The following is a 13403-nucleotide window of genomic DNA, read 5'->3' as shown; positions in this document are numbered from 1 at the left end:
GAATGGGCTTCTGGATATTCGTTATTGCACTGACTGTTATCTGGCTTCTGTTTTCCAAAAAGAAAAAGTCGCCGCCTCCCAAAGTAAATAGCAAAATCATCACCAAAATAAATCATTCATCTCAACACAAATCTTTCAACCAGCCAGCCAGCAGCGTGACAGACATGCATTCTCAGGCATCCGATGATGACGAACTGGCAACCTTTAGCTTTGTTAATGGACAGGCGGTTGAATACAGCGCCAGCCGCCAGCCATCGCGAGAAAGCGCCGCCCATAGCAATACCACGCCAGCGCGATGGGTCAAACCGGGAGAAAGTATCACCATTCAAAACGTCGTCATTAATCACGGTTATTTTTATTTCGGCGGGCGGTTAAAAACACATTCATCAGGAGAATATGGCTATCTTTATAACGATGGCTCTGACGCTTCGCTGGTTAATGACGCTTTTCCCATCGAGCCTGGTTCGCGGCATTATTATGATGAATCGCTGGGATACTGGCCCAGCTTTGCCACGCTCACCCCTCGCTGCCGTGGTGCCTATCTTGACTGGCTAGCAAGCGATCGCAGCGATGCGAACTGCCCCGTTGGCTATGTTTTTATCTATTTTTACGGTCTGGAACGTCGCATACTAGCGGATGGCACACAAGAGGCTATTTCTGACGATGAATTCAAAGCATTATTCGAAGAGATATCACGCCTGAGAACCGTATTTCAGGCCAGCGGTTCCTTCCGGCATTATGCAACGCAGTTGCTGGAAATGATGATCATTCTCAGACCGAAGTTACTTTCTATACATACCGAAAACGAATATTTCTCGTCAAGGAGTTCATTACTGTTCAGACTGAATCTGGCGACGGTGGTTGAGAAAGGACAACCTGTTTGTGCCGATCTGGCACTGGCATGGATACACTATTTTCCTGATTACACCCTGCGTACGCCTGCCCGTCGATGTCATGCTGAATTTTCCGCGTTATTCAAACAGCGTTATACCCAAAAATACGGTGACGGTATTGTCGTCAAACCCAATAAAACACGGTTGTATTTAAGCTATACCCCCGCCAGTGGTACGCTTCGGGAACTTCAGGTAAAAAAACAGATGGATCTTCCCGATCCCAGCGTTTTAAAAGCCCCGGTTCAGAAGTTAATTCCTGTTGCAGAATCCTGTATCAATGCGCTGGATGCCTACAGTCGCTATCTCGGTAAAAAAGATGCCTCAGCAAGCGATGTCGCCGCCATCATGCTGCTTCCCGATGAAATACTGACCGAAGATGCAGAACGTTTGTTTGCTGAATTTAAACACTGGGCAGATGAGAAAATCCGTGAACATTCAGGACTGGCGACAGTGGCTGATTTCTGGGCCAGACTGGGTATGCCGGTACCGGATAAGATTAATAAGAAAGAAGCCGAACTGATGCAAAATTTCGCCAGACGAGCAGGCTACGGCATTGCGCCGGATATGCGCTATCACTTTGTCCGGACAGAACCAGAAGGACATATTGTTTTGTTTCCCGAAGGACATGCGGAATTCTACGTACCGTCGGCGGAATTTACGTCAGTCTCCGTGGCGCTTCGGTTGGGCGCCATGATTGCACAAATGGACAAGCGTGTGGATGTTGCTGAACAGGCCACGCTGGAAAAAACCATTGATCACAATGATACGTTGTCGCCAACAGAAAAACGTTCGCTGCACGCCTACCTCACCTGGAGGCTCAACACGCCTGCAAATCAGGCAGGCCTGAAAGCTAAAATTGAACAACTCAGCGATAAAGAAAAATCCGCTATTAGCAACGTTATTATCAGCGTCGCCTGCGCAGATGGAAAAATCGATCCGGCGGAAATTAAGCAACTGGAAAAAACCTATACCAGCCTCGGCCTGGACAGCAGTACCGTCACCAGCGATATCCACCGCTTGTCAACCGCAGAAACAACACCGACTGCTACGTTACAAACCCCATCAGCGACAAGCGGCGCGTTTTCTCTTGATGAACGGATCCTTGCCCGTCATGAATCTGATACCACCGACGTACGCCAGTTGCTGAACGCCATCTTCACCGAAGATGAACCCGCAGACGAGTCCCCGGCGGAGATCCCGCCACATACTGGCGCAGGTCTTGATGAGGCACATCACCAGCTTTACCAACGTTTGCTGGAAAAAGAGCGCTGGGCGCGAAACGAAGTTGCTGAGCTATGCCAGCAATTTAATTTGATGCTGAGTGGTGCGATTGAAGCGATTAATGACTGGTCTTTCGAACAGGTTGACGCACCAGTGCTTGATGATGACGATGATATTTACGTTGACCTGGAAATTGCACAAGAACTCAAAGGATAATTTATGTCTGGCATTCGTATTCGTCTCAAAGAAAGAGACGCCATTATTCAGTCACTGAAGTCAGGCGTTACGCCTAAAATTGGTATTCAGCATATTCAGGTTGGCCGGGTTAACGAGATAAAAGCGCTGTATCAGGATATTGAGCGTATCGCCGATGGCGGTGCAGGATTCCGGCTGATTATCGGGGAATACGGTTCCGGTAAGACATTCTTTTTAAGCGTTGTGCGCTCAATTGCGCTAGAGAAAAAGCTGGTGACAATCAGTGCCGATTTATCCCCGGACAGGCGTATCCACGCGACGGGGGGACAGGCGCGTAACCTCTATTCCGAGCTAATGAAAAATCTGTCAACGCGAAATAAGCCGGATGGAAATGCATTGTTAAGCGTGGTTGAGCGCTTTATTACGGAAGCCAGAAAAGAAGCAGAAAGTACAAACGTGACGGTTCCGACGATTATTCACCAAAAGCTCGCTGACCTGTCTGATATGGTTGGCGGTTACGATTTCGCCAAAGTCATTGAATGTTACTGGCAGGGCCACGAGCAGGATAATGAGACACTAAAATCAAATGCCATCCGCTGGCTAAGAGGTGAATACACCACGAAAACCGACGCCCGTAACGATCTGGGTGTGCGTACCATTATCTCTGATGCCTCTTTCTACGACTCGCTAAAGCTGATGAGCCTGTTTGTCCGTCAGGCTGGATACGCGGGTCTGTTGGTGAATCTGGATGAGATGGTCAATCTGTACAAACTGAGCAATACGCAGGCCAGGGTTGCGAACTATGAACAGATACTGCGTATTCTGAATGATTGTCTGCAAGGAACGGCTGAGTATATCGGCTTTTTACTTGGCGGTACGCCAGAATTCCTGTTCGATCCACGCAAGGGGTTGTACAGCTACGAAGCGCTCCAGTCCCGACTGGCGGAAAACAGCTTCGCTCAGCGGGCTGGTGTCATTGATTATTCGTCCCCTTCCCTGCATTTAGCCAGCCTGACGCCGGAAGAGCTCTATATTCTGTTGAAAAACCTACGTCACGTTTATTCCGGCGGCGATGCGGATAACTATCTGGTTCCTGATGATGCACTGACGGCATTCCTACGCCACTGTAGCAATACTATTGGTGATGCCTATTTCCGTACGCCACGAAACACCATTAAAGCCTTCCTGGATATGCTGGCCGTGCTGGAACAAAACCCGTCCATTCAGTGGTCACAGTTAATCGCCGGTGTCGCGATCGCGGAAGAAAAACCCAGCGATATGGATGAAATAACGTCGGCAGAAGATGCCGATGAGGATGGTCTGGCCGATTTCAGATTATGACGAACGAATACCAGCGGCTGGATCCACGCATACAGAAGTGGATATACCGGCAGGGATGGGCCGATCTCCGGGAACTGCAAAAAAAAGCCGTTCCACCGATATTAGCGGGCGATCGGGATGTTCTGATCAGCGCCGCGACTGCCGCAGGTAAAACGGAAGCGTTTTTCCTGCCCGCCTGTTCTGCCATTGCGGATATTCAGAGCGGCTTTGGCATTTTATACATTAGCCCACTTAAGGCCCTGATTAACGATCAGTATCGACGGCTGGAAAGCCTAGGCGATGCACTGGAGATGCCGGTCACCCCCTGGCATGGCGATGTTGCGCAGAGCAAAAAGCTGAAAGCGAAGAAACATCCTTCCGGTATTTTGCTTATCACCCCAGAGTCGCTGGAAGCAATGCTTATCCGCAATGCGGGATGGTTAAAGCAGGCTTTCGCTCCACTGGCATACATCGCCATTGATGAATTCCATGCTTTTATCGGTTCTGAGCGGGGTATGCAGCTTCTCTCTCTGTTAAATCGAATCGACCACCTACTGGGAAGAATCGACAATCCAGTCCCCCGAGTCGCACTCAGCGCAACGCTGGGGGAACTGGAGCGAGTACCGTTATCTCTGCGGCCAAATCAACGTCTGCCCTGCGACATTATTACTGACAGTCAGACTCACGTTACGTTAAAAGTGCAGGTGAAAGGTTATCTGGAACCGCTAACCACCACAGGCCAACAGCCGCCACCGTCGGCAGAGACGCAAATCTGCCATGATATCTTTCGCTTCTGTCGTGGTGATTCCCATCTGGTGTTCGCTAACAGTCGCAAACGGACCGAAAGCATTGCCGCTACGCTTAGCGATCTGAGTGAAGCGAGCATCGTTCCCAATGAGTTCTTCCCCCATCATGGCTCGCTGTCCCGAGATCTGCGTGAAACGCTGGAACAGAGGCTTCAACAAGGCAACTTACCCACCACCGCCATCTGTACGATGACGTTAGAGCTTGGCATCGACATCGGTAAAGTCAGCTCCGTTGTGCAAGTTACCGCCCCCCATTCCGTAGCCAGCCTGCGCCAGCGAATGGGACGCTCCGGTCGGCGCGACTCGCCTGCCGTATTGAGAATGCTGATTGCCGAACATGAACTGACGCCAACATCAGGCATTGTCGACCAGCTCAGGCTTCAGCTTGTTCAGTCGCTGGCCATGATCCGCTTACTTATCGGCAGCAAATGGTTTGAGCCAGCTGATACCCGGCAGATGCACTATTCCACCCTGTTCCATCAGATCCTGGCGATCGCGGCACAATGGGGAGGCGTGCGTGCGGATCAGATCTGGTCACAGCTATGCCAGCAAGGGCCATTTCAGAAAGTCCGGATCGATGACTTCAAAACGTTATTGAAACATATGGGGGAGCACCAGTTTCTGACCCAGCTATCAAGCGGCGAACTGGTTCTGGGCGTCGAGGGTGAACGTCAGGTAAATCAATACACCTTCTACGCCGTGTTCAGCACACCGGAAGAGTTTCGTATTGTAGCAGGGAGCAAAACACTGGGCTCTATCCCCGTTGATTCCCCCCTGATGCCTGACCAACACATTATTTTCGGCGGTCGACGCTGGAAGGTCACCGATATCGATAGTGATAAAAAAGTTATTTATGTCGAGGCGACAAAAGGCGGGCAGCCGCCGTTATTTGGCGGACAAGGGATGTCCATTCATGACGTCGTCCGACAGGAAATACTTACCATTTATCGGGAGGGAGACTACCGCATCACCGTTGGCGATCGCAAAGCCGATTTTGCCGATACCACGGCCAGAAACCTGTTTGATGAAGGGCTGCACTGTTTTCGCAACAATAATCTGGCTTCGGAATGTTTTATTCAGCAGGGGCAGCATATCTACATTCTTCCCTGGCTTGGCGATCAAACCGTAAATACGCTATCGGCATTACTTATACAGCGCGGTTTCAAGGCGAGCTCATTTGCTGGTGTGGTTGAAGTAGAAAAAACTACGGTCTCGGAGGTTAAACAAGCGTTATTCAGCGCACTTCAGGAAGGGCTACCTTCCGAATCCCGTCTTGCCGAAAGCATCGTTGAAAAGTGCCTCGAAAAATATGATGAGTATTTACCGGAGGCGTTGCTGACGCAGGAGTATGGGTTACGTGCTTTTAATGTTGAACGCGTGAAGGAGTGGTTGCAGGGGCATTTATATTAAGGGGAAGAAGAATGAGAAAAAGCTGGACTATAGAGGAAGATTGTAAGCTGCTAACCTTGGTGCGTCAGCACTTTTCCGCGCTGGTCAGCCATAACCGGCTGAATGCCACAATGCCATTTAGCCAGCAGCTCCATGATGCATTTGACTCACCTGACCGCGATGCCGCAGCATTGCTTTATCGCCTCGAACAGGCAAAAATCTTGGGATTTGCCAGCCGTCCTGGTGGCGATCCCACTAAACAACCGTTTCGCTGCCTGATAAACAACGATTTGGCGCTATACGACTACAGCCTCACTTTTCCCACCCTCAGAAAAGCACTACATCCAGATACCGTTGCAGCGGCGATAAACCACTTTACGATTAGCAGCCCTCACGAGCCGCTATCCAATACTATCAATGAGATCGCGACAGCCTTGCATCTTGCCCCCATGCAGGTGGAAAAGATTCTGATCGGAAGCGGCCAAATAACCATCAATAGTTACCGTAAGTGTGAGCGTGTTGGAGAGAAAACTATCAATAATAATCTGCAAGATCTCATCTCCAGGCAAATTCCTGACATAACGCTGGTCGAAGATATTAATGCTTGCCGCGCCCAAGTCTCTCAACTTTACCACGTGCATGAACGTGATGGCGCTGAGGTTATTTTCAGTTCTGACGGCACGGGGTTCGGCAAAAGCTATGGCGTGATTCAAGGGTATGTTGAATATCTGGAACGTTTCGCCAAAACCCAGCAGCCAAATTACCTGTTTCCCGAAGGCGGTTTTACCAACCTGTTGTTCATGTCGCCGCAAAAATCACAAATCGACCTGGATAGTAGCCAGAAAGAGAAAATTCTGGCCTCTGGCGGCGAGTTCATTTGCGTTCTCTCCCGTAATGATATTGCCGACCTCGATTTTATTGACTGGGCCTCTGGCCTGAAAAACCGTGAGCGCTATACCCGTTGGTATAAAAATGCCAATAGCAATTCCCCTGTAAGTGTTGCTATGCGTTCACTAAATCATCTGGTTTCGCAGATTGATCGCTGTGAAGAGCAACTGGCAACATTCAATAGTCAACATACTGATCTTGATATAGAAATAATCAAAGACCAGCTAAAGAACTACCGTCATAGTCTTCGTAATACCATTGTATCGGCCTGCAAGTCATTATTTGAACGGGGTAATGGTGAAACGTCGATTCAAGAATATATTCGCCGCGGACTGCTTGCTCGCAGAAAACGAGAGCTTAACGTGATGCAGGGAAAACCTGCGTCAAAAATGAGCGTACACGAAGTTTACTTCGAGCTCATCAAACAGGTATTGCCTTTCGAAGTATGTCAGTACCGCCCATCGGTGCTGTTAATGACCACCAAAAAATTCGATACATCAACATATCGCCTGACACCTCGTAAACGAGGCGAAGGTGTGAATTTTGAGCCCGTAGCTTTTGACCTGCTCCTTGGCGGCAAACTGAGCCCCAAAGATCCTCAGATCAGCACCGTTGCGGCTGTAGGCCACGCCGGGCAGGGCGCTTACCTTCGCGATGAACATTTCAAACGTAATCCAGACTGCCCTTTTCGCCGCAAAAATATCCGCTTTACGGTGATAATCGATGAACTGCATGAAGCCTACACCCGCCTTGAAGAAACGTGCCATGTGAAACTGGTTACACAGGAAAATAATCTGGCGCACGTTATTTCTGTCGCGGGACGTATTCACAACGCGGTACTCAGCCTGGAGAGCCGGAACAAGCCCAAAGAAGCGCAAACGACCTTTGAGCAAGAGATGGTCAAATTCATCACCATCCTGCGAGACCTACTGGCGAAAAAGTGCGAATTATCATCCGGTACGACGCTGGGATCGATCCTGGAGATGTTTCGTGACCAGTTAGGGGCATTTGAAGTCAACGGCGACGCCGCCGAACGCATCATCTCAATCACCCGCAATGTATTCAGCTTTAACCCCAAAATGTACGTCAATGAAGAGGGGCTGAAACGCATTCGCATGCGCAACAGCGAAGGCGATATAACGCGCACCGAGCTGTATTACGAAGTCGAAAATGATGCCAGTGACACCAACCCCACCCTGCACGATCTGTTCCAGTTGGTCTCCGTCATCCTCGCCGCCTGTTCTGAAATCACCAACCGGCACTTTAAGCGCTGGGTAAAGAATGGCGGCCAGGATAACTCCAGCAGCCAGAATACGCCTTTGGGCCAGTTTGTTGACGCTGCCAATAACGTAGCTGGCGTGGTGCGACATATCTTCGATCGCACCACCGATAAAAACTTGTTGATTGATCATTTCTACACTTACCTGCAACCCAAAACCGTATTCACGATGACGCCTATAGCGGAACTCAATTACGTGAACAGGGGAGCCGAGCGCACAATTATTCTGGCGTTCGAAATGGATCTGGTACAAGAGCTGCCCGAAGCCATGCTGCTGCGTTTATTAACCGGCACGCACAATAAAGTAATTGGGCTTAGCGCCACCAGCGGTTTTAGCCACACCAAAAACGGTAACTTCAATCGTCGCTTCCTGGCGCGCTATAGCCGCGACCTTGGCTACCGGGTCGTTGAACGAGAAAAGGCAGATATCGATACACTTAAGGCATTACGCGGATTGAGGGCCAGTATCCGCAACGTCGACTTCAGGGTGTTCGATGATAAGCAGTTAAAATTGACCGATATCTACCAAAATTGTGAAATCTATCGCAGGACGTATGACAACTTTTTCGACGCGCTGAAGAAACCGTTGGAATACGACCTGAAAAATACCTATAAACGGCGTCAGTACCAGCGGGAACTGGAAGCGTTATTGCTTGCCGCCTACGAGGGTAAAAACAGCCTGATTTTGTCACTTTCAGGGACGTTTAAGCGGGCCTTTATCAGCGCCTGGCGCACTCATCAATCAGCCTGGCGTCAGCAGTACGGTATGCACTCCCGGTGCGATGAAAAAACGGATAACGATAAGAAACATGACCAGATCCTGACCTTTACCCCATTCAAAGGGCGTCACACCATCCATTTGGTCTTTTTCGATTCACCACTGGCTAATGTCGAAGATGTCAGGCAAGAAACCTATCTCCAGAACAGCAATACCGTACTAGTATTTATGAGCAGCTACAAAAGTGCGGGCACCGGCCTCAACTACTTTGTTAAATACCATGACGGCGATATTAATGATATCAATGCATCACGTCTGGATGTCGATTTTGAGCGCTTAGTGCTCATCAACTCCTCGTTTTACAGCGAAGTAAAGGACAACAGCGGTAACCTCAATACATTACCTAACTATGTTACCGTGCTTAAACACTACGCCGATGACGATATTACCGTCCACAAGTTGACCGATATCAACGTTAATTTCGCCCACGGCGAAAACTATCGCCTGTTAATGGCCGAACATGATATGAGCTTATTCAAAGTCGTCGTGCAGGCCGTAGGGCGAGTCGAGCGTCGCGACACTCTATTGAAAACAGAAATCTTTTTACCCCGCGATGTGTTCCGTAATGTTGCATTCCAGTTCGCCGCTCTCAGTGAAGATAGCGCCAACGAGGTCGTATCAGAAAGCATGTCCTTGCTTAACCACCGCCTCATGGAGGAGTGCGAAAAGCTGAGTCAGAGCCAGTCATTTAGTGATGCTGAACAGCGGCATGCGTTTGAGCAGGCTATCGTAGAAAATGGTCGCCGCATCGATGCTGTTCATAAGCGAGTCCTGAAAACCGACTGGATAAATCAGGTACGCGCCGGCAAACTTGAATATCTCGAATTGTGTAATTTATTCCGTGATTCTGACTCCTTTACCGATCCCCTGCGTTGGCTGGAAAAACTTCAGGCTAATTCCTTGTATGTCGCCAATCGGCAAATGCAATCTATCCACCACGCCCTGTTTATCGATCGCCAACAGGGCAACCAAACTATTTTACTTTGCCACAAACGCGGCCCGGATGGACTTGTCCACAGAAATTATTCCGCCCTGTCGGATTTCGCTGGCGGCGCAAGAGAGTACCGGCCAGAGCTCACCCTCTTTCCGCAGTATAGAAACGATGTCGATTTTACCCCCGGCAACCTGGTCGGCGAGTTGATTCGTGAATGTAACAACATCCAGGAAACGGCATTCAAAAAATGGGTACCCAACCCCAGGCTAGTTCCATTGCTCAAAGGCAATGTCGGTGAATATCTCTTCGATAAAGTGCTGAAAAGTTATGGCGTTACCCCACTCTCCGACCAACAGGTGTTTGAACGCCTTGAACCGCTGGTATATGAGTTTTTTGACCGCTTTATTGAAGTGGGGGACGACCTGCTCTGCATCGACGTTAAACGCTGGGCGACACAGTTGGACGATTTAACGCGGGCAGAAGAAACGCTTGAGAAAAGCAGCAATAAGATTCGCCAGATCCGTAATATCGCCAGCCAAAAGGCGGATACAGAGGGACAAAAGCAGATCCAGGCGACGCTGGTAGGTCGTTATGAGCGTATTCGATTTGTCTATCTGAACGTCGCCTACAGCCAGAACCCCAATAATCTGATGTGGCAGGATAACGTGGATCACACGATCCACTACCTCAACCTGTTGCAAACCGACTACCAGTACTATCAGCCCAAAAATCGAGAGAGCAGACGAGCTCAGGAAAACTCGAAACTAAGCATGACATTGGACATTAACCCAATGTTACTAACCCTTCTGGGTATAGAAAAGTTGCCGACTAAAGGAAAAGTATCATGATCCCTAATCTGAATGAGCTGACGGATACTCCGATTGCCCGTACCAATTTGATCAAGCTTGAAGAAGATCAGTTGACGACCATCCAGCATCTATTGGCCCCTGTATCTAATATCTATACGATAGACTTTATGATTCAGCGCTTTACTAAAGAGCGAAAAGAAAAATCCGCTGATTACTATGCGCGAATTCATCAGGAGGTAAAAACTTGCGTGCGGCAGAAGCTTGGGCTTGAGGCCGGGCAGGAAGTAAAATATGAGCTGCATTGCTTACCCAATTACCATCACGTCTTTTTTTTCCTGGTGCCTGCTGCTGCACCGAACAGCCTAGCGCATCGGACTTTGGCAGAACGCATTGAAACGCTTTGCCAGCGACTCACAGCTGAAAATTATGATTTATCTCGCCTGATTCAGGGATTGTTCAGTCTGCATTTGAAAATGATAATGCTGGAACAAGCCAGCGAGCGCTTTTCGGTACCGCCAACCTACTTCAACTCTACGTTCTATCTCAACGCTCGCCTGAGTCAGCCCGTCACGCAGAAAAGCGGCACTGGAGTGATGGAGGCATTCGAACTCGACATTTATGCATCAGAATATAACGAACTCGCCTTTACCCTGCACAAACGAAAATTTCTGGTCGAACCGGAGGATGAATTGCATCTCTCTCTGGACGATACCTGCGTGTGGTTTAACATCGATAATCGTCGGCTCAAAGCCCGGCGCAAACTCGATGCCCGGGATAGCAAACTGGACTTTTTTCGTGAGCGCAGCGGCTATGGTGAATGCCAGGCCTATACCTATAACGTGGTCATGAATGCCGCCTGCGAGCGGCTCAGTGAACTAGAGATCCCGCATCAGCCTATCCCATTTCAGGCCACCCACGAGGTCAATCAGTTCGCTACCGACCTCGATCAACAGCTGACTAATACGCTGTTGGTGGTTAATAACGGCGTCGAATTTAGCGCCACGCAAGAAGCTTATTTCTTTGACACATTAGCCATCCAGTTCCCCGGGTATCAACTCTGGCCTCTGGCGTCGCTTAAACATTCTCAGCAAACCGGCTTTTCTGAGCTGCCCGCCAATACTTCTATTCTGGTGCTCAATGCGGTAGATGAAGAACGGAGCAACAGCATCCGCCAGCAAGATAATGAATCTGTTGAGTACAATGATTTTTATGCGGCTTTTGCCGACGCCCGAAAACAACCTGAACTCAATTGGGATACCTATACCCAACTTAAACTGGATCGTTTGCAAGGGTGGCTAAATCAGCAACCGCTACCTGTGGTCTTGCAGGGTATGAATATTGATCGCAAATTGCTGGATGCGATTGATCTTATTAATGAACGCTCGGCGAGCGACCCTGCTCAATACGAAATCGATCTTACGAAGCCTCACAGTCGTCTCAAGTCAGCAGTTACCTTACTTAACAGTAAGGTTCGCCGAATAAAAACCGAGCTATGGTTCAAAGAGAGCTTACTCAATCAGCATCACATCCCACTACCAGATTTGGCAGACGGGCACTATACCGCCTATGCAGTACGCAAAACGAAAAGCTATCTCCCCCTGCTTGGATATGTTGAACTAAAAATAGAACACGGCCAACTTAGGGTGGTTGATACCGGGATCGCTGAAGGTAAATTAGACTATCTATCTGTTGATCACCCCTCTCTGGGACGATTAAAGAAATTATTCGACAAAAGCTTCTATCTCTACGACCACACAGCAGATGTCCTGCTTACTACCTACAACAGCTCCCGCGTACCGCGCCTGATTGGCCCGGCGCAATTTAATATCGTCGATTCATACGCTTATCAGGAACAAGAAAAAACTCTGGCAGAGCGTAAAGGGGATAAATTTAACGGGTATGCCATCACCCGCTCTGCAAAACCGGATCAAAACGTACTGCCCTATCTGATATCACCTGGCCGCTCGAAATACGACTCGCTGACCAAAGCGCAAAAGATGAAGCATCACCATATTTATCTGCAACCGCATGAGAATGGTGTGTTTGTTCTGGTAAGCGATGCCCAGCCTACAAATCCTACTATTGCACGGCCTAACCTGGTGGAAAATCTGCTGATATGGGATGCCCAGGGCAAAGCCGTAGATGTATTTAGCCACCCGTTAACTGGCGTTTATCTCAATAGCTTCACCCTGGATATGCTCAGGAGCGGCGAAAGCAGCAAAAGTTCGATTTTTGCCAAGCTTGCCCGATTGATGGTGGAGAACTAGCGGAAAATTTAGGGCGGTGTTTTTAGAATTCGTTATGTGTGGAGTTGACGCCACATATAACGAGGTGCCTGTTCGCAAAATAACGATTTTTTATGACAACTATCACAAAAACAAAGCGATTTTTTATGAGGGCCTTATTGGGGGCGCTGTTTACAAGCAATACCAACAAAACCAATAACAAACAGCACGTTAATCGTGGATTTGACTCCAAATCCGGCACCACTATTTAAAGAACCCAGCCTATGGCTGGGTTTTTGCTTTTCTACGACCGAACTCTCTATCGAACTGCGTTCGATTATTCGCCGCACAGCGGCTCACCCCTTCGGGACCAGCGCGACAAGCGCGCTGTTCAACGCCTGCGGCGTTAGTCCGAGTCCGGGCACTAAAATACCGATACCGCCATCCGGAATGCCAAGTGGATTTGCTTTAAATTTAATAAGCCCCCCAATGTTAATTCAGATTATTTTAGTTCAATAAAAATATAAATCAGGATAATGGATGATAGCCAGATCAGGCTGAAGATGATGATTGTATTTACTCTTTTGAAGCACAACCAGACGGCAACTGCCATGAAGGCCCCAATAGTAATGGCACTGATTAACTTAACGATTACTACCAATCCAG

Annotated in this window: 5 protein-coding genes; all 5 read left to right on the top strand. The window is 48.8% G+C overall.

Annotated features, from left to right (window positions below; all coding sequences use genetic code 11):
- Positions 1–2 precede the first annotated feature (2 nt).
- Genes FHW76_RS23945 through FHW76_RS23925 form a run of 5 tightly spaced genes read left to right on the top strand, consistent with a single transcriptional unit; the run spans position 3 to position 12779 of the window.
- Positions 3–2330, top strand: coding sequence for a TerB N-terminal domain-containing protein (locus FHW76_RS23945; RefSeq protein WP_060875998.1), 2328 nt, complete (start codon positions 3–5; stop codon positions 2328–2330).
- 3 nt (positions 2331–2333) lie between these two features.
- Positions 2334–3650, top strand: coding sequence for an ATP-binding protein (locus FHW76_RS23940; protein WP_060875997.1), 1317 nt, complete (start codon positions 2334–2336; stop codon positions 3648–3650).
- Positions 3647–5845, top strand: a complete 2199-nt coding sequence (locus tag FHW76_RS23935) for a DEAD/DEAH box helicase (protein ID WP_060875996.1) — start codon at positions 3647–3649, stop codon at positions 5843–5845. The genes FHW76_RS23940 and FHW76_RS23935 overlap by 4 nt, the downstream gene beginning before the upstream one ends.
- An 11-nt stretch (positions 5846–5856) precedes the next feature.
- Positions 5857–10551, top strand: coding sequence for a hypothetical protein (locus tag FHW76_RS23930; RefSeq protein ID WP_183477045.1), 4695 nt, complete (start codon positions 5857–5859; stop codon positions 10549–10551).
- On the top strand, positions 10548–12779 hold the full coding sequence (locus tag FHW76_RS23925) for a hypothetical protein (protein ID WP_060875994.1): 2232 nt from the start codon (positions 10548–10550) through the stop codon (positions 12777–12779). Before FHW76_RS23930 ends, FHW76_RS23925 begins: the two co-directional genes overlap by 4 nt.
- Positions 12780–13403 lie beyond the last annotated feature (624 nt).

Origin of the sequence: Klebsiella sp. RC2, assembly GCF_014192815.1 — a bacterium.
In the GTDB taxonomy this organism is placed as follows: domain Bacteria; phylum Pseudomonadota; class Gammaproteobacteria; order Enterobacterales; family Enterobacteriaceae; genus Klebsiella; species Klebsiella variicola.
Note: the sequence above shows the minus strand (reverse complement) of the source record. Positions and strands in the feature narration are given on the sequence as shown.

Coding starts and splice junctions, on each gene's coding strand:
- FHW76_RS23930 (WP_183477045.1), top strand. CDS start 5,857: ATGAGAAAAAGCTGGACTATAGAGGAAGATTGTAAGCTGCTAACCTTG.
- FHW76_RS23935 (WP_060875996.1), top strand. CDS start 3,647: ATGACGAACGAATACCAGCGGCTGGATCCACGCATACAGAAGTGGATA.
- FHW76_RS23940 (WP_060875997.1), top strand. CDS start 2,334: ATGTCTGGCATTCGTATTCGTCTCAAAGAAAGAGACGCCATTATTCAG.
- FHW76_RS23945 (WP_060875998.1), top strand. CDS start 3: ATGGGCTTCTGGATATTCGTTATTGCACTGACTGTTATCTGGCTTCTG.
- FHW76_RS23925 (WP_060875994.1), top strand. CDS start 10,548: ATGATCCCTAATCTGAATGAGCTGACGGATACTCCGATTGCCCGTACC.